Origin of the sequence: Streptomyces sp. NEAU-YJ-81, from assembly GCF_017592595.1 — a bacterium.
GTDB classification, from domain to species: domain Bacteria; phylum Actinomycetota; class Actinomycetes; order Streptomycetales; family Streptomycetaceae; genus Streptomyces; species Streptomyces hygroscopicus_B.
Genome location: NZ_JAGFNO010000005.1, coordinates 66,238 through 91,215, shown reverse-complemented (window position 1 = coordinate 91,215; position 24,978 = coordinate 66,238). Strand labels below are relative to the sequence as shown.

The following is a 24,978-nucleotide window of genomic DNA, read 5'->3' as shown; positions in this document are numbered from 1 at the left end:
GCGTCAGACGCGTCAGACTCCCATGGTCACTATCACGACCAGCACGATCAGGAGCAGGACGACGTAGGCGACGGAGTGGACCCGGTCCGGGACCCGGCCGGTGACGCGCCTCGCCACGGCGATGGTGGGCAGTGATCCGATGAGCAGGGCGGCGCCCGCGGTGAGATCGACATAGCCAAGCTGTCCCGGACCGGCGGGTGTGGCGGGGGCGAGGGCGTAGACGAGGGTTCCGGCCATGGCAACGGGGACGCTGAGGGGGTTGGCCATGGCGGTCGCCTCGGCCATGGGAAGACCTCTGCGGCGCAGAAGCGGAACCGTCATGACGCTGCCGCCCACCCCCAGGCCCGCGGCCACCAGGCCGATACCGATGCCGCCGAGGGTGGTGGTGCGCCGCCCCAGTGGTTCCGGGCGCGTCTGATGCGCCACGGAGAGGAAGCCCTTCCTCAGCAGACTGTCGGCGATCGTCACCAGCAGGTAGGCAGCGAACAGCAGGCGCAGCGCCGTGCCGCCGATCAAGGTGGCCGCGAAGGATCCGACGACGGCGCCGACCGCGATGAACGCCGCCAGCGGCCAGACGTACGCGCGGCGCAGTCGGCCCTGCCGCCACTGGGCAAGCGCCGCCGCGGCGGCATTGACGACCATGACCGCAGCCGAGGTCGCCACGGCGATGTGCATGGCGTCCGCGTCCCTTCCCGGAGACGCCGTCACGGTCAGAACGCCGTAGACGACGGGGACCGTGATGAAACCGCCGCCGAAGCCGAAGAGCACCGTCGTGATGCCGGTCAGGCATCCGAGGAACAGGAGAGTGGAGAACGAGGTCAGCACTGGTCAGACGCTAGGGACCAGCAGGCGTGGCGGGCAATCGACGGTTTGCCATATTCCTACGCGCAGCAGACAAGGGTGCGCGGCCCGCGTAGCCTCGCGGTATGCGCAACATCCGGGTCGCGGAGGTGGACGACCTCGATCGTGCGGTGCTGGCCATAGGCACCGACTACCCCCAGGATCATTTGCTCGTCTGGCACGAGCACCGCCGCGCCCAGGTGCTGTACGCGGCCACCGGCGTGATGCGGGTCGAGACGGCGGACGGCAGCTGGACGATACCCACCGCCCGCGCCGTGCTGATCCCGCCCGCGACCGGGCATCAGGTCACGATGACGGGCGTCAGCACCCGCAGCCTCTACATCGAGCCCACCGCCGTGCCGTGGTTTCCCGCCCGGTGTCAGGCCGTCGATGTCTCCATGCTGCTGCGGGCGCTGATCCTGGAGGCCGTGGAGCTGGAGCCGCGCTACCCCGAGCACAGCCGCGACGCGGCGGTGGCGGCCCTCATCCTCCACGAGCTCAAGACCCTCACCCCGCTGCCGCTCGATGTGCCGCTGCCCTCCGATCCGCGGCTGCGCGGCCTGTGCGAGGCGTTCCTGCGCAAGCCGGACATCCATGACCCGCCCGCCCGTTGGTGCGCTGCCCTCAGCATCAGCGAACGCACCCTGGCCCGCCTGTTCCAGCGCGGCACCGGCCTGAGCTTCTCGCAATGGCGGCAACGCGCCTGCGTCCTGCACTCCCTTCAGCACCTCACCGCGGGCATGCCCGTCACACGCATCGCGACCCAGCTCGGCTACGACAACCCCGCCGCCTACACGGCCGCGTTCAAAAAGCTCCTCGGCCAACCTCCGACGGCGTACCGGAGCCCCGACGCCACGGGCATCGGCGACCGGGGCTGACGCCCGGCGCGTCCCCGGGCGCGTCAGCCGGACTGGACATCGCCGGGCTGGACATCGCCGGGCTGGACATCGGCGGACTGGACATCGCCGGGCCGCGTTTCGGCCTGGATATCGGCGACGAGCTTCTTCGCCGCCGCCAGCTTCGGCCCGTAGGCCGCGGGATCCGTGGCGTTGAGCGCGGTGAAGATGTCCACGGCTTCCTGCGCCCGCACGAGCGCCTGGTCCTTCCGGCCGGACTGCCGCAGGTAGGGGATCGTCGGATACATCAGCCAGTCGCCCAGCCCTCCGCGATACCTCCCGGGGTTCTCGGTGGCGAGTTGGCGAAGCAGGTCGGTGGCGTCGACGGCACGCTGCGCGCCTCGGGTGTGGTCGGGCTTACCCCACAGGGCCTGGGCCAGATTGATCAGCGTCCACGCCTTTCGATAGCGGAGGTCATCAGATCCGGGCTGTTCACCGATCAGCTTGTCGTAGAGGCCAAGGGCCTCCTGCATACGAGCGATGGCCTCATCGTGGCGGCCGCTGCCCATCAGATACGTGCCCGCCGGGAACACCAGCCACTGCGCGAGCCCAGGCCGGTAGGTGGGGGTCCTGGTGGCGAGTTGGCGGAGCAGGTCGGTGGCCTCGACGGCACGCTGTACGCCTTGGGCGTGGTCGGGCTTACCCCACAGGGCCTGGGCCAGATTGACCAGCGTCCACGCCTTTCGATAGCGGAGGTCATCAGATCCGGGTTGCTCATGGATCAGTGCTTCGTAGAGGCCGAGGGCCTCCTGCATACGAGCGATGGCGTCATCGTGGTGGCCACTGGCCATCAGATACGTGCCCGCCGGGAACACCAGCCACTGCGCGAGCGTCGCACGGAAGCCGGAGTCCAGGGCCACGACCTCGCGGGCCACCGCGATCGCGTCGGCCGCCCGGGCGTTGGCCTCCTCGCGCGCCGGGCCCGGCAGGTTCCAGAGGGTCTGGGCCCGCGCCACCAGCGCTCGGGCGTCCGCGATCCGGGCCGACGCCGTCGGCGTGGCGGTGTCGTAGAAACACGTCTGGAGCTTCGGCACCTCACCGATCTCGCTGCCGAAGTCGACCCGGTAGAGCGATACGCTCCCAGCCGTCGACGGCACCGCGGCCAGCTCGGCGTACGACCACCAGGGCTGTCCGAGCCGCTGCGGCGCCGACCACTGGGGCTGCTGGGGATCCCGGTAGATGGTCTGCACGCGGCTGTCCCGGCCCTGCCAGAACCAGTTGAGCCGCCGCTCCCCGGTCACCGCGGGGACGATCGTGTAGGGATAGCCCCATTTGGTGAGGTGCCGCGGGGTGATCTCGGCCGGGGCGCCCCAGCCGCCGTCGTAGTGGATGTTCCACATGGCCCCGAAGGTGCCCTGCCAGACCACATCGGCCTTTCCGTCGCCGGTGCCCATGGCGTGGATGGACGACGCGAAGTCTTTCCCGGGGAATTCGGCGATCTGCGCGGGTGCGCTCCACGCGGGGCCGGTCGCGTGGGAATCGTAGGTGACGCTGTGCAGTGTACGGTTGTTCATGGTCCACACGGCCAGCACCACCCCGGGCGCCGGACAGGCCACCACGAGGTCCGAGCTCAGCGAAATGGCGCCTGCCGGGGTCGCCGCCTGCGGTGGCCCCCACGCCCCCTTGGCGTCCTGGAACGCGGCCATCAGCGTGCCGGTGCCATTGTCCTGCCACATCACGACGACGGAGCCCGGTGAGGCGGCGGCCTCGCCGAACGAGACGTCGGTGGTGCCGCCGCTCACCTTGACCGGGGCGTCCAGCCATCCGGTCGGCCGGGTGGGGTCGGTGCGCGTGGCGTAGATGCCGCCCTCCTTGCCCCGCATCACCACGGTGATCAGGCCCGGCCCCGATGACACGGCGCGCGGCGTGGGTTCCTCCCGCACCATGTTCTCCGCGCTGATGGCCACCGAAGGCTTCCAGGCCGGTGTGGCCGCGGTGGCGTCGTAGGACGTGGTGCGGAGCTGTCCCTTGTCCGGGTCCCGCCACACCAGCACGGTGTGTCCCGGCCGGTCCGACGCCGCGGCCAGGGACACGATGCTGTCCGGCACCTCCACCGGGGTCCAGGGGGACCATAAGGGTGTGCGCGGGTCCTTGGCCCAGTAGGCCACGGTGTCGTGGAGGCCCATGAGTTTGGCCAGACCCGTCCTGACCCGCATATCGGCGCGTAGCTGATCGGCGTAGTAGGCGCAGGCGTCGTCGTACTCGGCCTGCCCTCCCGGACGCCACCCGACTTCGGTGTGCCCCGTGTCGTAGCCGGTGATGTGGTCCACGCACTGGTGGGCCAGGAAGTAGCTGCCGCGGTCGTCAGGACCGCCGCCGGTATGCGGTTCGATGGCCTGGTCGGCGTGTTGGAACACCCAGTCCAGCCGCGCCGCGTGCCGGGTCAGCTCCTCGCGGGCCAGCCGGTCCTCGCGGTACTGCGGATTGAGCCCGGCGATCACGCCGAACCGGACGGTCAGCACATAGACGTAGGCGATATACGCCAGCCGGTGGTCGAAGACGCTTTCCGGTGAATTCGGATCCGGGCGGTAGAAGTAGGAGTCGCCCTCCAGCAGGGTATTCGCCGCCAGCCGTGAGTTGTTGTCCGCGTTGGACCGCAGCAGGGGGTCCTTGCGCCCGTCGGCGACCCAGGCGCTGAGCTCGTCCGTGGCCGTGCGGGCCCGCCCGCGCAGCCCCTCCAGATCGCGCCGCAGATTGAGGACATACGCCTGCTGCTCGACTCTGACCGCCTGTTTCACGGCCTCGAGCACCTCGTCGAACCGCCCCTGGAGGGCGACGAAATCCTGGTGCAGCACCTCCAGCCGGGCCAGGATCTGCTCTTCGGGAGTGGGGGTGTGACTGCCGAGGCTGACAAAGGCGACGATGCCCTGGTATGCCTCGTACGCCTTCTTGCCGGCTTCATACACCGCCAGTGCGGTGACAATGGGCGTGGCCATATCCGGTGTTCCCCCCTGGGCCCGTGCCCCCCGCGGGCACGCCTGAGCCAAGTGAACCACCGGACAAGGACACATATGGTGGAATTATCCTTGAGCGCCCCCCTCGCGCACGGAGCCGCTGTGGCACCGGCCCGGCTACACCTGGGCGAGGATGCCTCCATCGACGCGGAACTGGGATCCGGTGAGCCAGCGCGCCCGCTCGGATACCAGGAACGCGACCAGCTCGGCGGCGTCCTCAGGGGTTCCGGGGCGGTTCATCGGCACGTTCAGCCGCGCCGCGAGGCCGCGCTGCGCCTCCTCCAGCGAAACCCCCTGGCTGTCGGCGATCTTCTGATGGTGCGCGATCGCCCCCGGGGTGGCGATGAAGCCCGGCAGGACGCACACCACCCGCACCCCGGCCGGGCCGACCTCGGCCGCGAGCGAGCGGCTGTAGCTGTTCAGCGCGGCCTTGGCCGCCGCGTAGGCGGCCTGGCCCGGCTGCGGCAGATGGCTTGCGATGGACGAGACATGCACCACGACCCCCGAGCCGCGCTCCACCATGCCCGGGACCAGTTCCTGGTCCAGCCGGACCGCGGACAGCAGATTGCTCTCGAGGTCGGACTGCCAGGTTGCCGGCGGCCGGGTCAGCGTGTCCTCCGGGGCACTGCCGGCGCCGGCGTTGTCGACGAGGATGTCCACCCCGCCGGCGGCGTCGCGCACCCGCTCCGCCAACTGCCGTGCTCCGTCGGGGTCCGCGAGGTCCGCGGTGAAGAACCGCGCCGGCAGCGAACCCTCGGGCGGCGCCGACCTGGCTGCCGCGAACACGGTCGCGCCCGCCGCGGCGAGTCGCCGCACGATCGCCGCGCCGAGCCCGCGGCTCCCGCCCGTGACCAGCGCGCGCCGCCCCGCAAGCCCTTCGTCGGGGATCGGCGAGGACGCGTCGATCCCGCTCCCACCAGCGGGTAGGTTGCTCTCTGTGCCATTCATGCGATCAGAATACCTGACTTACCAGTAAGGCAGTTGAATATGCCGGAGCAAGCCGATCGAAGGCGCACCGACACCCGTCGACGCGTGCGGGCCATCGCGCTGAAACTGTTCACCGAGCAGGGCTACGAGCTGACCTCGTTGACTCAGGTCGCCAAGCAGGCGGGCGTCACCAGGCAGGCCGTCCTGCACCACTTCGCGAACAAGGAGGAGCTGCTCACCAGTTCCTACGAAGAACTGCTTCCGGCGCTCGACGCCGTCATCGAGTCCGCACGCGCCCACCCGCCGTCCGCCGCGACCCGCATGCGGGCCGTCGAGCAGTTCGACGCCCTGGTCCGCGGCGAGCACGGCGCCTCACTGGTGTGCGCCCAGCTCAACGAGCACGCCCTGCGGGGCCTGGCCGCCGCGCGCGCACTCCAGCAGCGGCTGGGCGACCTGACCCGCGCACTGGCCACCGGCGGAGGGCCCGAGGGCATGATGCGCGGACGACTGGCCCTGTCCGCTGTGATCATGGCCGCGGCACGCGGACGCGAACTGGGCGGCCGACAGGCGGAACGCCACGCAGCGGCGCTCGCGGTGGCCCGCTCACTGATCGCACCCGAGACCGAGTCCTAGAAGGAGTCGCCCCCGCCCCCGCCCGGCGGATCACGATCCGAGCCGTTCAGGAGTGCAGTCCGGTGAGGAGACTGCGGCGGGCGGAGTCGACGTGTTCTTCAGCGCGCCGGGCCAGCGTGCCGCGGTCGCCGGAGCGCAGGAGCGTCGCCAGTTCGTGGTGTTCGTCCACCACCCGGGCACGGTAGTGCTCGTAGCCGAGGGCGATACGGCGGAGCTGGAAGAGATAGATCTGTGAGCGTACGGCGTGCCATGCCGCGCCGAGTCTGCGGTTGTTCGAGGCCGCGTAGATCAGGTCGTGGAAGGCGATGTCGAGCGCGAGCAGCCTCGCGCCGGACGCCTCGCCGCCGATCTCTTCCGCCATCGCCCGGACCAGGGTGTCCAGCTCGGTCAGCTGATCGGCGGTCGCGTTGCCCTGCGCGCTCGTCGCCGCGAGGCGGTCGAGCGCGGCGCGCACGGCATAGACCTCCTCGACGTCCTGCTCGGTGACGTCGATGACGGTGGTGCCCCGATGCCAGGCGCTCCGGACCAGCCCTTCGCGTTCGAGGAATGCGAGTCCTTCGCGTACCGATCCGCGGCTGACCCCCAATGAGGCGGCGAGTTCGACCTCGCGCAGCGGCGATCCGGGCGGGAAGTGGCCGTCGAAGATCGCCTCGCGGATGAGGTCGGCGGCCTCTTGTGCCAGTCCGCGGCGGCTGGCCTTGGGGAGCGGTGCGATGGGCATGTCGAATGTTGACATTCGCAGGCGCGGTGCTGCAAGGTCTGAAGCCATCCGAGCCGAGGGAGCCGCTCCATGCCTGTGCGTCCTGCCGTGCATCTGGCCAGACCCGTGGATGACCTGGATGCCGCGCGCCGGTTCTACGGAGACGTCCTCGGGCTTGCCGAGGGACGTTCCACCGGCCAATGGGTCGATGGGGATCTGCATGGCCATCAGCTGGTGACCCATGTGGTCCCCGGTGGCCCCGTGTCCACAGCGAAGGTGTTCGCGCGATGAGGCGGGTGCTGGTCACAGGAGCGTCGCGGGGCATCGGTCGTGCCGTGGCCCACGCGTTCGCCGAGCGGGGCGACCGTGTGGGGGTGCACTACGCGACCGGCCTCGCGGATGCCGAGGACACCTTGCGGCACTTGCCCGGCTCCGGCCATTGTCTGCTCGGCGGCGATCTGGGTGATCCACAAGCGGCGCAGGACATCGTCGAGGGGGCCGTGCGGACGCTGGGCGGGGTCGATGTGCTGGTCAACAACGCCGCCATCGCGCCGTCCGCCGAGAACCGCCACTCCGTGGCCGACGTGTCCTACGCGGACTGGCAGCGGATCTGGCACCGCATGATCGACGTCAATCTGCTCGGTGCGTCGAACATGACCTACTGCGTCGCCCGGCATCTCATCGACCGCGGCGCGACCGGAAGCATCGTCAACATCGGTTCCCGCGGCGCCTTCCGGGGCGAGCCCGACTCCCCCGCGTACGGTGCGAGCAAGGCCGCGCTGCACGCTTTCGGGCAGTCGATGGCCGTCGCGCTGGCGCCGCACGCGATCGCGGTGGCGTCCGTGGCCCCCGGGTTCGTCGCGACCGAACGGCAGGCCCCCAAGATGGCCGGCCCCACCGGGGACGAGCTGCGGGGCCAGAGCCCGTTCGGGCGGGTCGGGACGCCCGAGGAGGTCGCCGCCGCCGTGCTCTACCTGGCCTCACCGGAGGCCGCGTGGTCCTCCGGAGCCGTGCTCGACCTCAACGGCGCGTCCTACCTGCGGACCTGAAACAGCACATTGGTCATACGCCCCGGCCGAGGGCGACGGCGAACAGCGCGAAGGCGAGCACGATGACGCCCACGCGAACGTAGTGAAACCGGTCCCACCGTCCCACCTGCTGCTTCCAGTCCGCGGGCACGCCCTCGCGCGACCATGTCGCGACGCGCGAATTGATCGGCACGAGCAGGAGGATCGACATCACCACGCTCAGCACGAGCAGGAGCGTGCCCGCGGTGATGAACGAGGCGCCCGCGTCACCCCACGTCACCGCGGCCCACACCGCGCCGAGGACGACCGAGCCGATGTACCAGAACGGCATGACCCTGCCCAGGACGCGCGCCCCGTCGCTGCGAGCGTCGAGTCCGCCGTCGTTCGGGAGCCGGTCGAGGATCGGGTTGACGAACGCCGCCACCGCGAACTCCACGCCCACCATCACTCCGACCACGACGACCGTGACGACTGCCAATACGTTCTGCATGTCCCCTCCAAAGATTTCCCAGCACCGATTCCTAGCACCGCTAGAATCCGATGCGACGATAGACCTGCCGACGCGCTATTGTCTAGCGGTGCTAGGATCGGGTCATGTCAGTACACGAACGCAAGGCACGCGAGCGGGCCAACCGCCACAAGCTGATCGTCTCAACGGCCCGCGAACTCGCCGAGACCCACGGCTGGGACGCGGTCACCACGCGCCGGCTCGCCGAGCGGATCGAGTACAGCCAGCCCGTGCTCTACAGCCACTTCCGGAGCAGGAACGAGATCGTGGGGGCGGTCGCGCTGGAGGGATTCGCCGAGCTGAAGACCGCGTTGCGCGCCGCGGTGCCGGACGGGCCCGCCGACCGGGAGGCGGTGACCGCGCTGGCCCACGCCTACACGGACTTCGCCGAGCGCAACCATGCCTTGTACGACGCGATGTTCAGCCTCGACAACGGCCTGCCCTTCGCCGACGAGGCCACGCCCGCCCCCCTGCGCGAGGCGTACCAGGCCCTGCTGGACCCGCTCCACGACCACGCGGGCTCCGATGCACCGGGGTTGCTCGTCGAGACGTTCTGGGCCGCGCTGCACGGACTGGTCACCCTCACCCGTGCCGGACGCATGCCCGCCGACCAGGTCCCCCAGCGCCTCGCCCTCCTGATCGACCGCTTCATCCCCCGCTGAGGCCCCGCGGGCGACGGCGGGAGTTCATTCGACTCGCGCATCCGTCCAGGACAGGGTTGCTTGGCATCCTTCGCTGTCGGTGCGCCGCGCGGAGATGGTGATCTGGCCGCTGTGGGATGGCGCGCTGCCAGTGACCGACGTGGTCTTGCCGGCAGTGACGGTGCCCGCCGAAACCTGCCCGGTACCTGCGGTGATGGCCCATTCGACGGTTCCCTCGCATCGATCTCCATTCAGGATTTCGAGGGTTCCCCGAGGCTGCTGGCTCTTGTCGGAGATATCGAGCCAGAAGGTCGTTTCGATCGCGCCGCCCGATGGGATCTTCCACGACCAGTAAGCCGGCGAGCAGCCCGTCTCCAGGTTGCATTCCTTGGCGGTTTCCGAAGGTCTGTCCCCCTTGGCGTAGTCCATCCCTGGAAGCCAGTCGATGGAATTTCGAATCCAGGACGTGAGCGCCACGGTGACTCCGATACCGGCTACCAACACCACGCCTTGCTGCCATCGGGTGAGCTGATGAGAAGCGATACGGGAGATGATCGTCCTGGGGAGGGTCCGCACCGCCGGGTCGCTCGGAGTACCGGCAGCGGCCCCGACACCGACCTTGGCGCCTCCCGCGGATGCGGGGACGGCTGCCGGTGCTTCCTGATGCAGCGACTCAACCTGCCGACGGAGCACGGCGACTTCCTGCTCCAGCAGGCGGGCCGTCTCCTGAAGGTCCGTGCGCCGCCGCTCGCTTTCCCCGAGCTCTCGTTCGGTGTCCTTGACGTAGCCGGCCGCTGCCACGAGCTGGCGCCGCAGCCAGGTGTTCTCTTCGCGAAGTGCCCGCGCGCGGCCGGCGGCGACGCGTGCCTTCCCCAGCTCTTCCTGGAGGGCTTCAAGGCGGGTCTGCAAGGCTTCGAAGCGTCGGCGGTCGGTGCCGGCCCGTTCCTCCGCCTGCATCAGCCGCTCGCGTACGGTGCCCAGTTGATGTTCCAGATAGGCGAGGCGGTGGTGGGGATTGCCGCTCGTCCGCATCACCGCCAGCCATAACTCCCGCAGCCGCGCCTGTTCCGCCGCGGGCAGTGGGGCGTTCACGGCCCGACGTACCAAGGCCAGGCAGTCGATGAACTCCGGGGGCGCCACCCTGTCGCCCGACAGGAAGCGCGACACGGCCGTGTAGTCGAACGTGACCTCCTGCCTGCGCGCGAACGTCCGGTATGAGTCCGGGATCTGTTGGTAGGCGATGCGCAGTCCCTCGGCGTAGGCATCGCTCGCCAGCCGGTACTCGCCGTCGACGGCTTCAGCGTCCATCCCGTCCCCCCGTCCGGGCACACCCCGCGTTCTCGGGGCGCACCAGTCTCCCCATTCGGCGGGACCGGACAAAATCGATCAAGGGAAAAAGGTGCCGACAGGCGGGTGTTGCACCCTTCCGCAACACTTTGACCTGGGAGAACGGTGAAGGCGTCAGTCATCCGCGAGCAAGACGGGACGCCACCAACCAATGGACTGGGACAGCCTGGAGGACTTCCTCCTCCACGACCTCACCGGCAACCTCGCCTCCGCCCTCCTCACCGCCGCGGCGATCGCCGTTGCCCGCAACGTCCGCAGCGCCTACCACCACCGCCGCACGCGGCAGGACGGCGAGGGTGACAGCACAGCTCCCGGCCCCACCCATGACTGACCGGGGCTCGGTGCCGCATCGGCCGATCAGCTCGGCCCGCCCGGGGATCCCGGCCCGGTTCGCCATGCGGTGTCGTGGACGTATGTCGCGGCGAACCCGGCGAGGCGGTCCACGACGGTGGCCAGCGCGCCCGCCGCGTAGTGGTGCGGCGACCAGCAGGCGTGCAGTGACAGGCGCAGTGTCGTCCGTGCGCCGGTGTCGATCAGCAGGGGGTGGCCGCCGAACCGGGGCAGGTCGGTGATGACACCGACGCCGAAACCGCTCGCCGCGAGCGCCTCGCACATCAGGGCGTTGCCGCTTTCGGCCACCCGCTCGTAGGTCAGGCCCGCCTGGGACACCGCCCGGTCCAGGATCCCGCGCGCCGGGTGCTCCCGGGTCAGCAGCAACAGGTTCTCGGTGACCAGCTCGGAGATCGTGATCGCATGTCGGCCCTCGGTGGCCCAGCGGTGGCCGGGGGCGACATAGGCCCGCAACGGAACGTCGGTCAGCGGGCGCCAGGTCAGCGTCGGATCGTCGGCCGGCCCCGCGGCGACGCCGAGGTCGGCGTATTCGCGCACGGTGCTGTGGATCTGGTCCGCGGGCACCTCGCGTACCGAGATGAACGGATCGTCGGGGGCCAGCGTCGCGACGAACGGTGCGAGCACTTCGGTGATGGTGGTCTGGGCGGCGGCCACAACCACCTGGGACAGCTCGCCGCGGGCCATCTGCCGGGCCGCGGATTCGATCCGGTCGGCTCGGCGGACGAGATCCTCGGCGACCTCGACGAACTGGCGTCCCGCGCTGGTCAGCCGGAGTCTCGGCCCGATCCGGTCGAACAGGACGAGTCCCAGTTCGGTCTCCAGGTAGCGCAGCTGCCGGGACACCGCCGGCTGGGCGATGTGCAGCCGTTCCGCCGCCGCGGTGACGGTGCCGGCGCGGACCACCTCGAGGAAGTAGCGGATGCGTTTGAGTTCCACCCGCGCATTATGCCGAATCGGCATGGGATCGGCGAAGCAATCGGTATTGGACAGCATGATGCGAGTTCGCGACGCTGAGTTCTGCCTCACTGAACGCCCCATCCGGACCAGGAGCCAGAGCCATGAGCGAGCCTGTGAGCGAGCAGACCGACACCGCGCCTTCGCGCAGGCGCCCGACGAGCCCCGGCGGGGAGGGGGTGCCGGCCACGGCGGCCGACGCCTCTCCGGAAAGCCCGGCCACGGTGGAGAACTGGCTGGAACCGCCGGCCAACCGGTGGGCGTTCAACCATGCCGAGCCGCTCTTCGACACCGCGGTGATCCCGCGCGGCCACACCGCCTGCCGCCGGTTCGTCCCGGCCGGGACAAAGCTGGACGAGGTGCCGATCGCGACCGCCGACGGTTCCTCGACGGTGGCCGAGTTCCTGGCACGCACGGCCACCGACGCGATCGTCGTGCTGCGGGGCGACCAGCTCTTGTTCGAGCGCTACTACGGCGAGGCTGCGCCGGACCGTCGGCATGCGCTGATGTCGATCTCCAAGTCGATCGCCGGCATGGCCGCGGGCTGCCTGGTGGCCGACGGAACCCTGGACGTCTCGGCTCCGGTGCGGTCGTACGTTCCGGAACTCGCGTCGTCGGCGTACGGGACGGCTACGGTGCGCGACGTGTTGGACATGACCGCGGCGCTGCACTACAGCCAGGACTACGACGACCCGGGATCACAGGTGCGGATCGGGGACCGCGCGGCCGGCTGGCGGCCCCGCCACGACGGCGACCCCGATGGCGTGCGGGCCTTCCTGGCCGGTCTGGCCCCCGACGGCCCGCACGGGCTCCGGTTCCAGTACTGCTCGGCCACCACCGACGTACTCGCCTGGGTGCTGGAGCGCGCCGCGGGCAGGCCCTATCCGGACCTGCTCGGTGAACGGATCTGGTCCCGGATCGGCGCCGAACACGACGCCGTGATCACCCTGGACCCGGTGGGCAACCCGTACGCCTGCGCCGGAATCCACGCCACCGCCCGTGATCTGGCCCGGTTCGGCCGGTGCGTGCTCGACGGCGGCATGGTGGCGGGCCGCCAGGTCATTCCCGAGGAGTGGGTCCGCGCCACCCGCCGGGGCGGCCGGACGGCGGTGCTGCCCGACCGCGATCTCGGGTCGATCTATCCCCACGGGACATACCGCAACCAGTGGTGGGCGCCCGGCGACTCGGTGGGCACGTTCTTCGGAATCGGCATCTTCGGCCAGTACCTCTGGCTCGACCCGGTCCGGAACGTCGTCATCGTGAAGTTCTCCAGCCTTCCGCACCCCCGGGACGGCCGCGCCGAGCATGCCGCGGCGCTGGCCGCGATCGCCGAGGCCGTCGACGGCGCACGGGCGATGTGATGGAACAGCACCCGTCGTTCGCGCTGGAGCGGCGCACGATCGAACACATTCCGGCCGCGGAACGCCACGGCCGGCCATGGCACCAACTGGCCCTGTGGTTCTCCAACAACGTCCAGATCAACACCCTGATCATCGGTGCGGTGCCCGTCGGGATGGGACTCGGCCTGACCTGGTCGATCATCAGCATCCTGGTGGGAAACCTGGTCGGTGCGCTGTTCATGGCCTACCACTCCGCGCAGGGGCCCCAACTCGGCCTGCCGCAGATGGTGCAGAGTCGCGCCCAGTTCGGCTTCTACGGCGCGATACTGCCCTCGGTCATGGTCGTGCTGATGTACCTCGGCTTCGCCGTCGAGGGCAGCCTCGTCGCCGGACAGGCGATCGCCACCTGGGCGCATCTGCCGAAGGCCCTGGGCATCGTGGTGTTCAACGTGGTGTTGCTGCTGATCCCCCTGGTGGGATACCGGCTGATCCACGCGGCGAGCCGGGTGGTCGCGGTGATCTCGGGCGTGGCGTTCCTCGCGCTGTTCGTACGGCTTCTCCCCCAGTTGCCCAGCCATCCGCCCGGCCCCACCACGCACTCCATCGGCGTGGTCGTGTCCGCGATCTCGGTGTGCGTCGCCTGGCAGGTCACCTGGGCGCCCTACGTTTCCGACTACTCCCGCTACCTGCCGGAGTCCACGCCGACCAGGGTCACCTTCTCCTACACCTACCTCGGTTCGGCCGTGGGCGGCGCGGCCACGATGGTCATCGGGGCGATGGCGGCGACGGTCAACAGCGACGCGGTGAACTCCGACGCGATCGGGTTCCTGGCCGACCGCTTCCCGTCGTTCGGCTGGCTCCTGGTCGCGGCGCTGCTCCTCGGGCTGGTCCCGGCGGGTGCCGAAGGTCCCTACGGTGCGTTCCTCACCGTGCTCAGCGCGCTCTCCGCGGAGGGCAGGGTGCGCTCGACCGCGACGGCCCGGGCGATCTTCGTCATCTGCTTCGCCGCCCTCGCCAGCGCGCTTGCCATCCTGTCCAGCGGCAGCCTGCTGGAGACGTTCCAGAACATCACCCTGTTCGTGCTCTACCTGCTGGTGCCATGGACCGCGATCAACCTCACCGACTACTACTTCGTTCGCCGCGGCCACTACGACATTCCCGAACTGCTGACGAAGAACGGACGGTACGGCACCTTCACCTGGTGGGCGGTGCTCGTCTATCTGGTGTCGATCGCCGCCGAACTGCCGTTCATCAACAGCAGCATCTACGTCGGCCCGCTGGTGCGATCCCTCGGCGGCGCCGATCTGTCCTGGCTCGTCGGGCTGGTCGTGGGCGCGGTGGGGTACTACGCCGGCACCAAGCTGTTCGCCGACCGACGGCCCCGGCCGGTCGCTCCCGGACTGGTCAGGAGCTGACGGCCGCCATGCCCGTCGGGCGTGCGGAGAGCAGCGCCAGGCAGTTGTCCCACAGGGCTTCGAGGTGCTGGGTGTTGTTGTAGAGCTTGGCGAACAGCACCTGGCCCTCGAGCTGAGCGACGACCGACCGGGCAGCGGCATGGGTGTCGCCAACGGTGACCTCTCCGCGCTCCCGGGCTTCGGCGATGACCGTGTCGACCATCTCCACCTGAGCGTCGAAGATCTGCTGAAGGCGTGCGCGGATGGGCTCGGTCTGGTTGCTCAGTTCCAGGGTGAGGTTGCCGAACATGCATCCGGAGACCGTTCCACAGCTCTGCTGGCCCGCGTGCAGGCTGGCCTGGGTCTGCTCGAACAGCCGGCGCAGCCGCGAGAGCGGCTCCCCGTCGTCCTGCAGGGTCCGGGCCCAGTCGCCGCGCTGCGTCTGCCAGTGCTCGTCGAGGACGGCCAGGGCAAGAGCCTCCTTCGACTCGAAGAAGTAGTAGAAGCTGCCCTTGGGAACGTCGGCCGCCTTGCAGATCTCGGCGACACCCAGCGCCGAGTAGCCACGCAGCTCGATGAGCGAGTGCGCGGCGTTGAGGATCTTCTCCTTCGCATCACTGGTGCGTCCCATGGCGGCAAGTGTACGACCGATCGTCTATACCGAGAATCCGCAGCCCCCGGGCGTCCCGCCGGACGCCCGGGGGTCGGCCTGTCCCCCTTGGCTCCATGCCGGCGACTAGACGACCGGTCCACTAATCTTTAGCCGGTCGGTCGACTACCGACCGCCTGCACCGGTTATCCCCCTGAAGTGGAGAGTCACTGTGACCACCCCCGTCAAGCTCGCCGTCGTGTACTACTCGTCCACCGGCACCATCGCCGAGATCGCCAAGGAGCTCCGCGACGCGGGCGTCAAGGCCGGCGCGGAGGTACGCCTGCTCAAGGTCGCCGAGCTCGCTCCCCAGGCGGCCATCGGTTCCAACCCCGCCTGGGCCGCCCACCACGCCGCCACCGCCGAGATCCCCGAGGCCACCCCCGACGACATCGAGTGGGCGGACGCCGTCCTCTTCGGCACCCCCACCCGCTTCGGCAATGTCTCCGCGCAGCTCAAGCAGTTCATCGACACGCTCGGCGGCCTGTGGGCCCAGGGCAAGCTGGCCGACAAGGTCTACAGCGGCTTCGTCTCCAGCGCCACCGCCCACGCCGGCCAGGAGTCCACCCTCCTCGCCCTCTACAACTCCATCCACCACTTCGGCGGCATCACCGTCAGCCCCGGCTTCACCGACCCGGCCAAGTTCACCGACGGCAACCCCTACGGCACCTCCCATGTCGACGCCCAGGGCACCAACCCCGTCGACGACACCACGCGCACCGCCGCCCGTATCCAGGCCGAGCGCGCGGTCAGGATGGCCACCGCGCTCAAGGCCGCTGCCTGATCAGTCCGCTGGACGCAAGCCCGTCGGCGCGGCCCCGCCTCGTCACCCGGTGGTGGCCGGCCGGCCATATCCCCATCCGGAAGCGATGCGGGCCGCCCGGCGCCGTAGGCACCCGACGGTGCCCTCACGGACGGTTCCGGCCGACCGCCCCGAGACCCCCTACCTCACGGAGAGGAACATGACCATGAAGGAGTTCCTGGTCGAGCTCACCACCACCGTGCCCGAGGGCACCGACCCCGCCGAGGTCGGCCGACGCCGCGCGGACGAGTCGGCCCGGGCGAAGGAGCTCGCCTCCGCGGGCCACTTGGTCCGGCTGTGGCGCCCGGTGGGCGAGCTCCGCAGCATCGGTGTGTGGCGCGCCGACAGCGAGGCGGATCTGCGCGCGAAGGTGCTGGGGACCCTGCCCCTGTGGCCCTGGATGACCGCGGTGGTCACCGCCGTACAGCCGCATCCCAACGACCCGGGCCCGACCGGCTGAATCGCCTGATCCAGGCTCCGCTGCCGTGCTCCCGGGAATCTCCGCCGACGGAACCGAGTTACCTGCTGTTACAACGACGACAACGGGTGGTCCGCGGTCCACCGCGGGGAGGGGGCGGGAGCCGATGAGCCTTCGTCAGTTCGAGTACGCCCTGGCCGTCGCCGAGGAGGGCTCGGTGACGGCGGCGGCGGAGCGGCTGCACGTCGCTCAGCCGTCGGTGTCCCAGCAGATCCGCGGCCTGGAGCGGGAACTCGGCGTGGAACTGTTCGCCCGCACACCGACCGGACTGGTGCCCACCGTGGTCGGCCGCGCGTTCCTGCGGGAGGCGGAGGCCGCGGTGAGCGCGGCGCGGCGGGCGAGGGCGACGGCGCGGGCCGGTGCCGATGAGCTGGTGGGCGAGCTGGTGGTCGCGGTGCAGATGGGTTTCGGCACGCGGCAGCTGCCGGGCGCCCTTGCCGCGCTGCGCCGCCGCTTCCCACGGCTGGAGGTCACCGTCTTCGAGGAGCCGAGCTCCGCCGAGCTGGAGCGGCTGGGGCGCCGGAGCGTGCTGGACCTCGCCCTGATGGCGGCGTGCGAGCAGACCCCCGACGACGCCCACCACCTCGGCGACGAGGAGTTCGTCGTGGTGCTGGGCGCCGGGCACCGGCTGCTCGCCGCGGACCGGGTCGAGCTGCGCGAACTGGACGGGGAGCCGTGGGTGAGGTTCGATCGCGACAGCGCACTCGACGCCGTGCTGCTGGAGGTGGTGCGGCGGAACAACGAGCCGGCCCCGACCACGGTCGCCCGCGTGTCCCAGACGGCGACGGCCGTGCGCTGGGCCGCCCACGGGCTCGGGGTGACGCTCGTCCCGGTCTCCGCGGTGCCCCACGGTTACGAGCACCTCGCGCGCCCGGTGTTCCCGGTCGTGTCCCAGCCCGTCATCGCCGTGGTCCGGCAGGGCGCGGGCCCGGGAGAGACGGTCCTGCTGGAACTCCTGCGTAAAGAGACCTGGAGCGAGCCCGCTTCCTTCTCGCCGGTTTCCTGACGGTCGAGAAGGAGGCGGGCGCCGCTCCATTCTTTTTCTTTGAATCAGCGTTCCGGAATTCCGTCGGCGTCAGCCCCTGGGGAATTCTCCGCCGTCCACGATGAGACTGCTTCCGGTCAGCCAGCTCGCCCGGCCGGAGGCGAGGAACAGCACCGCCTGGGCGATGTCGTCGGGCTCACCGTCGCGCCCGAGCGGCGCGATGGCGCCGTCGCTCTGGCCCGGCGCCAGGTCCAGCCGCGCCCACTGCTCCCGCGTCTCTTCGCCGCCGGGGGTGGCGACCCTGCCGGGAGACACCGTGTTGACCCGGATCCCGAACGGGGCCTGCTCCACGGCCAGCCCCCGGCTGTAGTTCTCCAGCGCCGCCTTCGCCGCCGTGTAGTGCAGGAACGGCCCTACCGGGGTGAGGACCGCGGCCGACGAGATGTGCACGATCACCCCCGAACGCCGCTCCCGCATACCCGGTACCAGCAGCGAGTCCAGCCGCACCGACGCCAGGAAGTTCAGGTCCAGCGCGTCCTGCCACTCCTCGTCGGAGATGGCCGAACTGCCCTCGTGCGGTCGCGCCCCACCCGCGTTGTGGACCAGGACGTCCACCCCGCCGAGCACCTTCCGCGCGGCCGCGGCGAGCTCCTCCGCGCCGGCCCGGGTCCGCACATCGGCCGCCACGAAGGTGGCCCCTTCCGGCACCGTGCTCGTCGCCGACCTGGCGGTCGTGAGCACCTCGGCGCCCGCGTCCAGGAGCTGACGCACGATGGCCGCTCCGATTCCGCGAGAACCCCCCGTGACCAGGGCCCGCTTTCCCGCGAGTTCGCGCGTTCCCGATCCGTTCTCGATTGTGGCCATGCCACCGGTCCTCTCGATCGCGTCATTGTCCGCTCGACGGAAAAAGAATCGACATGCGCAGAGCGCGAATCTCCGAAGAAAGCGCGGTGAGCACCTCGTCGAGTGGTTTTACGGTAGAACCGGAAAGGAAGGAGAGGCAAAGACGAAATGTCAGCAGGTGCCATAGGGGATTCCTATGGCAAGGCGCCCCGGCAATCCGTATACCTTCAGCCCGGCTGGAAGAACGCGAGCATCTTCCGGCCGGCGTCCGGCGACATCAGGATCTCCTGGATACGGGCGGACTGCCGGCCGGCAGCGCTGGTGCGTTCGAACATCTCGCGTTCGTATTCCTTGACGGCGGCGGGAAAGTCGTCCGGGTGCGCGGCCAGCGCGAGGCCGAGCAAGACGCCGTCGAGCAGCGCCATGTTGGCGCCCTGCCCCACCGGCGGCATCAGGTGCGCGGCGTCGCCGAGCAGTGTGATGTCCGGCGTCGACGGCCAGGTCAGGCCGACCGGGAGCGTGGTGATCGACCGCGGCAGGACCGTGTCGTCACAGGCGGCGATCAGCGCGGTGAACCGTGCGTCCCAGCCGGTGAACAGGTCGATCAGCCGCGCCCGGGCGGCGGCGGGGTCGTCGAACGGGATGCCGCTGCTTCCGAACCAGTCCTCGGCGGTGTAGAAGCTGAGGTAGATGCGTACGCGGCCGTCGCCGTTGCGCTGCGCCGACAGGGATTGTCCGTTGCCGAGCGCCCAGTAGTTGCCGCGCCCCACCATCGCCGCGAGATCGGGATGGGTGCGGTCGATGTCGGGAATCCCGAGCTCAACAACGTTTTGGCCGGTGTGCGTTGGTCGGGCGTCGGTGAGCAGGGGGCGGACCCGGGAGTCCGCGCCGTCGGCGCCGACCAGCAGGTCATACGTCGTGCTGTTGCCGTCGGCGAAGTGCAGCAGGCCGTTATCGGCGTGCTCGAACGCGTGCCCCCAACGCACCGCGTGCTCGGGCAGCGAATCCAGCAGCAGATTACGCAGATCGGCCCGGTCGACCTCGGGTCGGTCGAGCGGGGCGTCCTCGGGCGTGTCCTCCTGCAGCAGCAGGGTGCCGTCCGGCTCCAGAAGGCGCAGGTCCTGGCCTTCACGACGGGCTATCGCGCGGAACTGGTCGATCAGGCCGGCCTCGCGCATCGCCCGTTGACCGGTCCCGGTGTGCAGGTCGAGCATGCCGCCCTGACCGCGCGCGTCGCGCGACGGCTCGCGTTCGTACACGACGGCATCGATGCCGTTCACGTGCAGCACACGGGCAAGGGCCAGGCCGCCCAAGCCGGCTCCAACGATGCTGATGGTCATGGTTGCCTCCGATTCACCGGCGGAGCCGGGGCGCGAGCACTGTGCGTACGGCCTTGGCCACCTTGCTCGTGGCGGATCCGTCCGCTTCTTCGGGTTCCGGTTCCAGCACGCGCTGGATCTGCAGCAGTAGCTGGTTGGTCGACCGCCAGAGTGGGACGAACATCCCGGCGACCGGCCCGACGCCATGGATCGGGCCGCCGGACAGCTCGGTGACGTTCTTGGCCATCGTGACCGTTGCCGGGTCCCGCAGGATCAGGTGCACCTCATCGTCGACCAGCCGGATTTCCATCCTGCGCGCGGCGGCTTCCTCCGGGTTCGCGTCCGTGGTCGTCTCCGGGTCCAGTTCGTCGATCTTGGCGGCGACCGCGTCCGGGTCGACTCCGAGTTCGCGCAGCACCCTGGCCGCCATGCTGTTCTCCGCCCGCAGCATCGCCTCTAGAAGGTGATGGCTGCCGACCGGTGCGCCACCGGCCAGCGCGCCGGCGGCGGACACGGTGTCCTCGGTGGCAGGCGTGCCGGCCGGCCATGGGCCGGCCGCGACGTCCTGCGATCCCTCCGCTGAGGCCAGCACCGCTGCACGGATCTTGCTGATCGGACTGATCCGCTCGGCAAGCGTCTTCGCGCCGACGCCCTCACCTTCGCTGACCAGAGCGAGGAGGATGTGTTCCGTACCGATGTAGGTGTGGTGCAGCTGCTGCGCCTCGCGCACGGCGAGGTCCAGCGTCTTCTTCGCGCGCGGCGCGAACGGGATATGGCCGCTCAGCTCCTGCGTGCCGGGCGTGACCACCGCGGCGATATCGGCCCGTGCCGTCTCCTTGTCGTACCCGAGCCGGTGCAGAACCTTCGCCGCCGTGCTGTCCGGCGCGTCGAGCAGCCCCAACAGGATGTGCTCCGTGCCGATGTGGTGGTGCTTGAGCAGCCTCGCCTCCTCCTGAGCCGTGACGACCACCTTGCGGGCTTCCATTGTGAACCTTTCAAATGGCATGGCTCCATGGTCGCAACCCTGTCAATACACTGCTATTAATAGGGTCACCGTGGCGAAGGGAGGGTGTGATGGAGACACCGTCGGACTGGGAGGACCGGCTCGCGCGTTGGCAGAATGAGCTGGAGCTGTTCGAGCGGCTGGACGAGACACCCTGGGTCACGCTGGCCAAGGCGGAGGCCGAGACCGGCGTTTCCCGCTCGGCCCTGCGGTCCTGGTACCGCAACGGCGAGATCCGGTCCCGGCTGGTGGATGGTCCGAACGGGCCGCAGCGCCTGGTCCAACTGGAAGCGGTGATCGAGCGCGCCGCCGCGTCACCGCGCATTCAACGCAGAGCGGAACGGGAAGTCAGCCTGGAAGCTCAGGTCACCCTGCTACGGCACCGGGTTGACCAGCTTGAGCTGCGACTGGCCGCGCTGGAGCGGAAGTAACCGGCGCGAGCCGCACCGCGCCATCGGCCCGGGACAGCGCCGGCGCCAGCGGGCGAACTGTCTTTGGCGGAGAGGAACTTGCTGCGTATTGAGGCATCCATCCCGTTGCGTTGAGAAGCGTTTTATGGCCTGTTCCAGAGGCCGTTACGGTCGGATTTATGGAGTGGAATTTTCAGACGGCCGAAAGACTCGCGGCCGCTTTGCGTGCCGGTGAAGTGACCTCGGCGGAACTGACCGACCAGGCGATCGCCCGTATCGAGCGGGACGACAAGGCGATCAACGCGATCTGTGTGCCGGACTTCGACCGTGCACGGGCCGCCGCGCGCGGTGCCGACCAGGCGCGCGCCCGTGGTGAGGACCGGCCGCTGCTCGGCATTCCGGTGACGGTCAAGGAGTCCTACAACATCGCAGGGCTGCCCACGAATTGGGGCATGCCGCAACACCGCGACTACCTCCCGGCCGAGGACGCGGTCCAGGTGTCACGGCTCAAGGCCGCGGGCGCGGTGGTGCTCGGTAAGACCAATGTGCCCGTGGGGCTGCAAGATGTGCAGAGCTTCAACGAGATCTACGGCACCACCAATAACCCATGGGATCACGGTCGGACGCCGGGTGGATCCTCCGGCGGATCGGCGGCGGCCCTGGCGTCCGGATTCGGCGCGCTGTCCATCGGCTCCGACATCGCCGGTTCATTGCGCACCCCCGCGCATTTCTGCGGTGTCTACGCACACAAGCCGACACTCGGGCTGGCGGCGAGCCGCGGTATGGTCCCGCCGCCCGCGCCGGCCTTGCCGGCCGACCCCGACCTCGCCGTCGTCGGTCCGATGGCGCGCACTGCCCGCGACCTCGCGCTCCTGCTCGACGTCATGGCCGGACCGGACCCGCTGACGCTCGGTGTGGCGCACGACGTGACGCTGCCGCCCGCGCGCCACGAGCGGCTTGGCGACTTCCGGGTCCTGGTCCTCGACGAGCATCCGCTCATTCCGACCGGGTCCGCTGTACGGGCGGGCGTGAACCGGGTGGCCGACGCGCTCGTCGACGCCGGTGCCCGCGTCGAACGGCACAGTCCGCTGCTGCCCGATCTGACCGAAGCCGCGATGCTCTACACGCAGTTGCTGTTTTCGAGCCAGATCGCACGTTTCCCCATCGAGGCGTACGAGCAGCTGCGGACCAGCGCCGCCGCGCTGAGCGCGGATGACCAGAGTCTCGATGCGGCGCGGCTGCGCAGCATGGTGTTCAGCCACCGCGACTGGATCGGGGCGAACAGCCGTCGCGAGCTCCACCGCCACGGCTGGCGGCAGCTCTTCGCCGAGTTCGACGCCGTGGTGTGTCCCATCACGCCCACTCCCGCGTTCCCGCACGACCACAACCCCGATCCGAGGGAACGCCGGCTCGACATCGACGGCGTCGAGTACCCGTACTTCGACCAGCTCGTCTGGGCCGGTGTGGCCACCATGCCCGGCCTGCCCGCCACCGCCATACCAGCGGGCCGGTCCCCCGAGGGTCTGCCGGTGGGAGTGCAGCTCCTCGGTCCGATGTTCGAGGACCGCACCCCGCTGCGGCTGGCCGAACTGCTCGAGCAGAAGATCGGCGGCTTCCAGCCACCGAAGTAGGGCGTCCTACCGGGTGTCCGCGACTCCGGCCCAGGTCAAGCTGTGTGGGGTAGCCGGGTCTCGGCTATGTGATCCGGCTGCCCCGCACACGTGTGACCGAGCTTTTCAGTCGGCCACCCGTAGGTGCCGTCGTTCGGCCAGTTCCTCTGGGCTGACCACGGTCAGAACCGGGGTACCGGGCGGCGCGAACATGGTCACCACAAGCTGCGACTGCGCGTCCGGAAGGTTGTTGGCGCCCTGGTAGTGGATCACGTCTCCCCCGGGCTCGAACAGGGCGTCACCAGCCTTGAGCACCCGGGGCGCCTCCCCCTCCAGCTCGAAGAGGATCTCGCCCTCGGTCACGTAGCCGTACAGCGGTCCGGGGTGCCGGTGCGGCGGCGCGCCAGGGTCACCGGGCGGCAGGGTGACCCGGACGGTCCTGGCCTCGGCGCCGGCCGGGATGCGGGCCGCCGCCTCCGGCAGGGTCATGATCACCTCAACGCCATGTGGCAGGTGCGCGTGCTCAGCACTCATGTGTTCCTCCAAACAGGGACTGTCCATAGAAAGGACAAGACGGCCTCCCCGTTTGTGACAGCCCTGCCTCCGTTCTTCGAGAAGTCCGACGAAGGACGAGGCGACGAGGGCGACAGCGTGGTCGTCGTCGTGGGCCAGTTGGCGCAGAACCTCCTGCACGGCGGTCCCCGACTGCTCGACCAGTGCCTGGGCCAGGCGTATCCGTGTCGCGGAGTCCGCGGTGGGGGCGGCGAGTTCGTCGGCCAGTGCGGTCATGATCCGGTCCGCGCATCCGGGGTCCTGGGACAGCGTTCCCAGGACTTCTGCCGCATCGACGTCGTTGGAGCCCTCGACCACCATGTCGACGAGGGTCGGCACGGCCGCGGTCACGCCACGCCTGCCCGACGCCAGAGCGGCCTGCCTGCGCACCGTCGGGTCCGGGTCGCCGAGCGCGTCCGCAAGCACCGCGGTCGCGCCCGGGGCCTCGGGCAGCTCGGCGATCGCCAGCACCGCGCGCCGCCGGATGTCGACGTCCTCCGAGTGCACGCCGGCGGCCAGCGTCGCCACGCCATCGCCGCCCGATCGGGCGAGGGCCCAGCGCAGGGCGCCCGCGACGTTGGGGTCGGATTCGGCCAGGACCGCCCCGGCCAGCAGTTCGGCGGGAACCGGCACGTCCCCCGGCCGGGCCAGGACGGCCTGCTGCCTGCGCGCGGCGCTGGTCGAGTTGAGCCCCTGCATGAGTTCGACGATGCGCAGGACGTCCTGCCAGCCGGTGGGCGCCGACGCATCGATCGCGCGGAGCCGGTCGAGCAGCTCCGCTTCCCGCGCCAAGCGGTCTTCCGTCCATTGGATGAGGTCGCTGACCAGCGCGGACGGGGTGAAGGCCGGGTCGTCCAGCGCGCGCCCGATCTGCTTGAGCGAGAGCCCGAGGGACCGCAGGCTCTCCACGTGGAAGATCCTGCGGACGTCCTCGGTGGAGTACTCGCGGTAGCCGCCGACGGTGCGACCGGTCGGGCGCACCAGCCCGAGGGCGTCGTAATGCCGGAGCATCCGGGCGCTCACCCCCGAGTGACGGGCCACCTCGCCGATCAGCAATCCGCGATCTCCGCAGTCTTCGCGGACGCCGCGGCAGCGGCTCCTTCCGGGCCGAGTGTGGCGGCTCGCTTCGCCTCGTCGATGGCCGCGTCGAAGCCGGTCTCCGGGTTCTGCCGGAGCAGCTCGGTGGCGCGGGCGTGCGTGGCCACCGCCGGGTCTTCGTTCGCCGCGGCCTGTTCCAGGGCGCGCTCGGTCACGTCGCCGAGGTCGACCAGGGCCCGGCTCAGGCTGAGCCGCACATCGCGGTCGCCGCGGCCGAGCTGCGTGACCAGTTCGTCGGCCAGGTCCTCCTTCTCGTCCTCGGGTACGAGGACGACCGCGACGCGCCACGCGGTCCGCGCGATCCCGTCGTCGGCGTCGCGCAGCAGGTCGCGCGTGATCCAGGCCCACGCGCCCTTGTCGCCGATCTTGGAGAGCGTGTGCAACGCCTGGCTGCGGGCCTGAGTGCGCTCAGCGTCGAGTTCCCGGCGGATCCGGGGCAGGGTGATCTCCGGCGAGAGGCGGGTCAGCGCCCAGGACAGCATGTCCCGTACGAAGAAGTCCGGCTCGACCGCGCACCGTTCGACGAGCGGCTCCAGGAAGCCGGGGTCGGGGTTCGAGCCGACCGCCAGGGCCGCCTGAAGCCGGACCGACGGGTCGTCGGCGCTCAGGGCGTTGGCCACTCGGGTGTTCTGCGGGGTTCCGATTGTTGTGTTGATCGGGGCCACCTCCTGCACCCAGGGCACACGTTATCACCGTGTCAAGGTCAAGCCCGTGAC

The 24,978-nt window shown here is 70.0% G+C and carries 25 protein-coding genes and 2 pseudogenes; 13 read left to right on the top strand and 14 right to left on the bottom strand.

The features are described from left to right. Positions 1-12: 12 nt before the first annotated feature. Positions 13-825, bottom strand: a complete 813-nt coding sequence (locus J5X86_RS14000) for a sulfite exporter TauE/SafE family protein (RefSeq protein ID WP_208517094.1) — start codon at positions 823-825, stop codon at positions 13-15. Between the two features lie 101 nt (positions 826-926). On the opposite strand from J5X86_RS14000, the gene J5X86_RS13995 reads away from it, so the two are divergent. After that, positions 927-1,718, top strand: a complete 792-nt coding sequence (locus J5X86_RS13995; protein ID WP_208517093.1) for a helix-turn-helix domain-containing protein — start codon at positions 927-929, stop codon at positions 1,716-1,718. A gap of 23 nt (positions 1,719-1,741) precedes the next feature. Here J5X86_RS13995 and J5X86_RS13990 read toward each other — a convergent pair whose 3' ends face one another. Beyond that, positions 1,742-4,672 carry a tetratricopeptide repeat protein gene (locus J5X86_RS13990; protein ID WP_208517092.1) on the bottom strand — a complete coding sequence of 977 codons (2,931 nt, stop codon included), beginning with the start codon at positions 4,670-4,672 and terminating at the stop codon, positions 1,742-1,744. Between the two features lie 135 nt (positions 4,673-4,807). After that, positions 4,808-5,638, bottom strand: coding sequence for an oxidoreductase (locus J5X86_RS13985; protein ID WP_208517091.1), 831 nt, complete (start codon positions 5,636-5,638; stop codon positions 4,808-4,810). A 39-nt stretch (positions 5,639-5,677) separates the two neighbouring features. Between J5X86_RS13985 and J5X86_RS13980 the strand changes: the two genes are divergently transcribed. Next, a complete protein-coding gene (locus tag J5X86_RS13980) occupies positions 5,678-6,250 on the top strand; it encodes a TetR/AcrR family transcriptional regulator (protein ID WP_208517090.1) in 573 nt (190 codons plus the stop codon). Positions 6,251-6,296: 46 nt separating this feature from the next. Here J5X86_RS13980 and J5X86_RS13975 read toward each other — a convergent pair whose 3' ends face one another. Continuing rightward, positions 6,297-6,971: a GntR family transcriptional regulator gene (locus J5X86_RS13975; protein WP_208517089.1), complete on the bottom strand. Its 675-nt coding sequence runs from the start codon at positions 6,969-6,971 to the stop codon at positions 6,297-6,299. Between the two features lie 69 nt (positions 6,972-7,040). Between J5X86_RS13975 and J5X86_RS13970 the strand changes: the two are divergent. Both J5X86_RS13970 and J5X86_RS13965 read left to right on the top strand, forming a co-directional pair. After that, a pseudogene (locus J5X86_RS13970) lies at positions 7,041-7,202 on the top strand (VOC family protein); the annotation flags it as partial. Between the two features lie 35 nt (positions 7,203-7,237). Then, positions 7,238-7,999 carry an SDR family NAD(P)-dependent oxidoreductase gene (locus J5X86_RS13965; RefSeq protein ID WP_208517088.1) on the top strand — a complete coding sequence of 254 codons (762 nt, stop codon included), beginning with the start codon at positions 7,238-7,240 and terminating at the stop codon, positions 7,997-7,999. Between the two features lie 13 nt (positions 8,000-8,012). On the opposite strand, the gene J5X86_RS13960 is transcribed toward J5X86_RS13965, so the two are convergent. Next, positions 8,013-8,468 (bottom strand): DUF1772 domain-containing protein, encoded by a 456-nt coding sequence (locus tag J5X86_RS13960; RefSeq protein WP_208517087.1) that lies wholly within the window; start codon positions 8,466-8,468, stop codon positions 8,013-8,015. Positions 8,469-8,572: 104 nt separating this feature from the next. On the opposite strand from J5X86_RS13960, the gene J5X86_RS13955 reads away from it, so the two are divergent. Beyond that, entirely contained in the window at positions 8,573-9,148 is a 576-nt protein-coding gene (locus J5X86_RS13955) for a TetR/AcrR family transcriptional regulator (RefSeq protein ID WP_208517086.1), read from the top strand. A 24-nt stretch (positions 9,149-9,172) separates the two neighbouring features. Here the strand turns inward: J5X86_RS13955 and J5X86_RS13950 are convergent, their stop codons facing one another. Further along, a complete protein-coding gene (locus J5X86_RS13950; protein ID WP_208517085.1) occupies positions 9,173-10,435 on the bottom strand; it encodes a hypothetical protein in 1,263 nt (420 codons plus the stop codon). A gap of 190 nt (positions 10,436-10,625) precedes the next feature. Between J5X86_RS13950 and J5X86_RS13945 the strand changes: the two genes are divergently transcribed. Next, positions 10,626-10,805, top strand: a complete 180-nt coding sequence (locus tag J5X86_RS13945) for a hypothetical protein (RefSeq protein WP_208517084.1) — start codon at positions 10,626-10,628, stop codon at positions 10,803-10,805. 26 nt (positions 10,806-10,831) lie between these two features. Here J5X86_RS13945 and J5X86_RS13940 read toward each other — a convergent pair whose 3' ends face one another. Then, the gene (locus J5X86_RS13940) at positions 10,832-11,761 is read right to left on the bottom strand and encodes a LysR family transcriptional regulator (RefSeq protein WP_208517083.1); all 930 of its coding nucleotides are present in this window, start codon (positions 11,759-11,761) and stop codon (positions 10,832-10,834) included. Positions 11,762-11,883: 122 nt separating this feature from the next. On the opposite strand from J5X86_RS13940, the gene J5X86_RS13935 reads away from it, so the two are divergent. Next, the gene (locus J5X86_RS13935; protein ID WP_208517082.1) at positions 11,884-13,140 is read left to right on the top strand and encodes a serine hydrolase; all 1,257 of its coding nucleotides are present in this window, start codon (positions 11,884-11,886) and stop codon (positions 13,138-13,140) included. Further along, on the top strand, positions 13,140-14,534 hold the full coding sequence (locus J5X86_RS13930) for a cytosine permease (RefSeq protein ID WP_208517081.1): 1,395 nt from the start codon (positions 13,140-13,142) through the stop codon (positions 14,532-14,534). The genes J5X86_RS13935 and J5X86_RS13930 overlap by 1 nt, the downstream gene beginning before the upstream one ends. Here J5X86_RS13930 and J5X86_RS13925 read toward each other — a convergent pair. Next, complete coding sequence (locus J5X86_RS13925; RefSeq protein ID WP_208517080.1) at positions 14,524-15,144, bottom strand: TetR/AcrR family transcriptional regulator; 621 nt, start codon at positions 15,142-15,144, stop codon at positions 14,524-14,526. The genes J5X86_RS13930 and J5X86_RS13925 overlap by 11 nt on opposite strands. 190 nt (positions 15,145-15,334) lie before the next feature. Here J5X86_RS13925 and wrbA point away from each other — a divergent pair, with 190 nt between their 5' ends. The 3 genes from wrbA to J5X86_RS13910 all read left to right on the top strand — a co-directional run bounded on the left by wrbA (position 15,335) and on the right by J5X86_RS13910 (position 17,448). Then, entirely contained in the window at positions 15,335-15,946 is a 612-nt protein-coding gene (wrbA, locus tag J5X86_RS13920) for an NAD(P)H:quinone oxidoreductase type IV (protein ID WP_208517079.1), read from the top strand. Between the two features lie 184 nt (positions 15,947-16,130). Beyond that, the gene (locus J5X86_RS13915) at positions 16,131-16,424 is read left to right on the top strand and encodes a muconolactone Delta-isomerase family protein (RefSeq protein ID WP_208517503.1); all 294 of its coding nucleotides are present in this window, start codon (positions 16,131-16,133) and stop codon (positions 16,422-16,424) included. 124 nt (positions 16,425-16,548) lie between these two features. Then, complete coding sequence (locus J5X86_RS13910; RefSeq protein ID WP_208517078.1) at positions 16,549-17,448, top strand: LysR family transcriptional regulator; 900 nt, start codon at positions 16,549-16,551, stop codon at positions 17,446-17,448. A gap of 69 nt (positions 17,449-17,517) precedes the next feature. On the opposite strand, the gene J5X86_RS13905 is transcribed toward J5X86_RS13910, so the two are convergent. From J5X86_RS13905 to J5X86_RS13895, 3 genes are all read right to left on the bottom strand, one after another. Further along, entirely contained in the window at positions 17,518-18,291 is a 774-nt protein-coding gene (locus tag J5X86_RS13905) for an SDR family oxidoreductase (RefSeq protein WP_208517077.1), read from the bottom strand. A gap of 206 nt (positions 18,292-18,497) precedes the next feature. Next, on the bottom strand, positions 18,498-19,610 hold the full coding sequence (locus tag J5X86_RS13900; RefSeq protein WP_208517076.1) for an NAD(P)/FAD-dependent oxidoreductase: 1,113 nt from the start codon (positions 19,608-19,610) through the stop codon (positions 18,498-18,500). A gap of 13 nt (positions 19,611-19,623) precedes the next feature. Next, positions 19,624-20,574, bottom strand: a complete 951-nt coding sequence (locus J5X86_RS13895) for a Clp protease N-terminal domain-containing protein (protein WP_243980349.1) — start codon at positions 20,572-20,574, stop codon at positions 19,624-19,626. Between the two features lie 89 nt (positions 20,575-20,663). Here J5X86_RS13895 and J5X86_RS13890 point away from each other — a divergent pair, with 89 nt between their 5' ends. Next, entirely contained in the window at positions 20,664-21,023 is a 360-nt protein-coding gene (locus J5X86_RS13890; RefSeq protein ID WP_078645052.1) for an excisionase, read from the top strand. 158 nt (positions 21,024-21,181) lie between these two features. Beyond that, the gene (locus J5X86_RS13885; RefSeq protein WP_208517074.1) at positions 21,182-22,633 is read left to right on the top strand and encodes an amidase; all 1,452 of its coding nucleotides are present in this window, start codon (positions 21,182-21,184) and stop codon (positions 22,631-22,633) included. Positions 22,634-22,738: 105 nt separating this feature from the next. On the opposite strand, the gene J5X86_RS13880 is transcribed toward J5X86_RS13885, so the two are convergent. From J5X86_RS13880 to J5X86_RS13870, 3 genes and pseudogenes are all read right to left on the bottom strand, one after another. Next, a complete protein-coding gene (locus J5X86_RS13880; RefSeq protein WP_243980426.1) occupies positions 22,739-23,101 on the bottom strand; it encodes a cupin domain-containing protein in 363 nt (120 codons plus the stop codon). Positions 23,102-23,215: 114 nt separating this feature from the next. After that, positions 23,216-24,220, bottom strand: a pseudogene (locus tag J5X86_RS13875) (MerR family transcriptional regulator); the annotation flags it as partial. Continuing rightward, on the bottom strand, positions 24,214-24,936 hold the full coding sequence (locus tag J5X86_RS13870) for a HEAT repeat domain-containing protein (protein ID WP_208517501.1): 723 nt from the start codon (positions 24,934-24,936) through the stop codon (positions 24,214-24,216). The pseudogene J5X86_RS13875 and the gene J5X86_RS13870, both read right to left, overlap by 7 nt. Positions 24,937-24,978: the final 42 nt, after the last annotated feature.

What these genes read in the sequence shown, in the direction of transcription:
- J5X86_RS13880 (WP_243980426.1), bottom strand. Translation starts at nt 23,101, where the DNA reads ATGACCCTGCCGGAGGCGGCGGCCCGCATCCCGGCCGGCGCCGAGGCC.
- J5X86_RS13980 (WP_208517090.1), top strand. Translation starts at nt 5,678, where the DNA reads ATGCCGGAGCAAGCCGATCGAAGGCGCACCGACACCCGTCGACGCGTG.
- J5X86_RS13975 (WP_208517089.1), bottom strand. Translation starts at nt 6,971, where the DNA reads ATGCCCATCGCACCGCTCCCCAAGGCCAGCCGCCGCGGACTGGCACAA.
- J5X86_RS13910 (WP_208517078.1), top strand. Translation starts at nt 16,549, where the DNA reads ATGAGCCTTCGTCAGTTCGAGTACGCCCTGGCCGTCGCCGAGGAGGGC.
- J5X86_RS13990 (WP_208517092.1), bottom strand. Translation starts at nt 4,672, where the DNA reads ATGGCCACGCCCATTGTCACCGCACTGGCGGTGTATGAAGCCGGCAAG.
- J5X86_RS13955 (WP_208517086.1), top strand. Translation starts at nt 8,573, where the DNA reads ATGTCAGTACACGAACGCAAGGCACGCGAGCGGGCCAACCGCCACAAG.
- J5X86_RS13960 (WP_208517087.1), bottom strand. Translation starts at nt 8,468, where the DNA reads ATGCAGAACGTATTGGCAGTCGTCACGGTCGTCGTGGTCGGAGTGATG.
- J5X86_RS13985 (WP_208517091.1), bottom strand. Translation starts at nt 5,638, where the DNA reads ATGAATGGCACAGAGAGCAACCTACCCGCTGGTGGGAGCGGGATCGAC.
- J5X86_RS13935 (WP_208517082.1), top strand. Translation starts at nt 11,884, where the DNA reads ATGAGCGAGCCTGTGAGCGAGCAGACCGACACCGCGCCTTCGCGCAGG.
- J5X86_RS13930 (WP_208517081.1), top strand. Translation starts at nt 13,140, where the DNA reads ATGGAACAGCACCCGTCGTTCGCGCTGGAGCGGCGCACGATCGAACAC.
- J5X86_RS13905 (WP_208517077.1), bottom strand. Translation starts at nt 18,291, where the DNA reads ATGGCCACAATCGAGAACGGATCGGGAACGCGCGAACTCGCGGGAAAG.
- J5X86_RS13900 (WP_208517076.1), bottom strand. Translation starts at nt 19,610, where the DNA reads ATGACCATCAGCATCGTTGGAGCCGGCTTGGGCGGCCTGGCCCTTGCC.
- J5X86_RS13945 (WP_208517084.1), top strand. Translation starts at nt 10,626, where the DNA reads ATGGACTGGGACAGCCTGGAGGACTTCCTCCTCCACGACCTCACCGGC.
- J5X86_RS13995 (WP_208517093.1), top strand. Translation starts at nt 927, where the DNA reads ATGCGCAACATCCGGGTCGCGGAGGTGGACGACCTCGATCGTGCGGTG.
- J5X86_RS13915 (WP_208517503.1), top strand. Translation starts at nt 16,131, where the DNA reads ATGAAGGAGTTCCTGGTCGAGCTCACCACCACCGTGCCCGAGGGCACC.
- J5X86_RS13895 (WP_243980349.1), bottom strand. Translation starts at nt 20,574, where the DNA reads ATGGAAGCCCGCAAGGTGGTCGTCACGGCTCAGGAGGAGGCGAGGCTG.
- J5X86_RS13965 (WP_208517088.1), top strand. Translation starts at nt 7,238, where the DNA reads ATGAGGCGGGTGCTGGTCACAGGAGCGTCGCGGGGCATCGGTCGTGCC.
- J5X86_RS13885 (WP_208517074.1), top strand. Translation starts at nt 21,182, where the DNA reads ATGGAGTGGAATTTTCAGACGGCCGAAAGACTCGCGGCCGCTTTGCGT.
- J5X86_RS13890 (WP_078645052.1), top strand. Translation starts at nt 20,664, where the DNA reads ATGGAGACACCGTCGGACTGGGAGGACCGGCTCGCGCGTTGGCAGAAT.
- J5X86_RS13925 (WP_208517080.1), bottom strand. Translation starts at nt 15,144, where the DNA reads ATGGGACGCACCAGTGATGCGAAGGAGAAGATCCTCAACGCCGCGCAC.
- J5X86_RS13950 (WP_208517085.1), bottom strand. Translation starts at nt 10,435, where the DNA reads ATGGACGCTGAAGCCGTCGACGGCGAGTACCGGCTGGCGAGCGATGCC.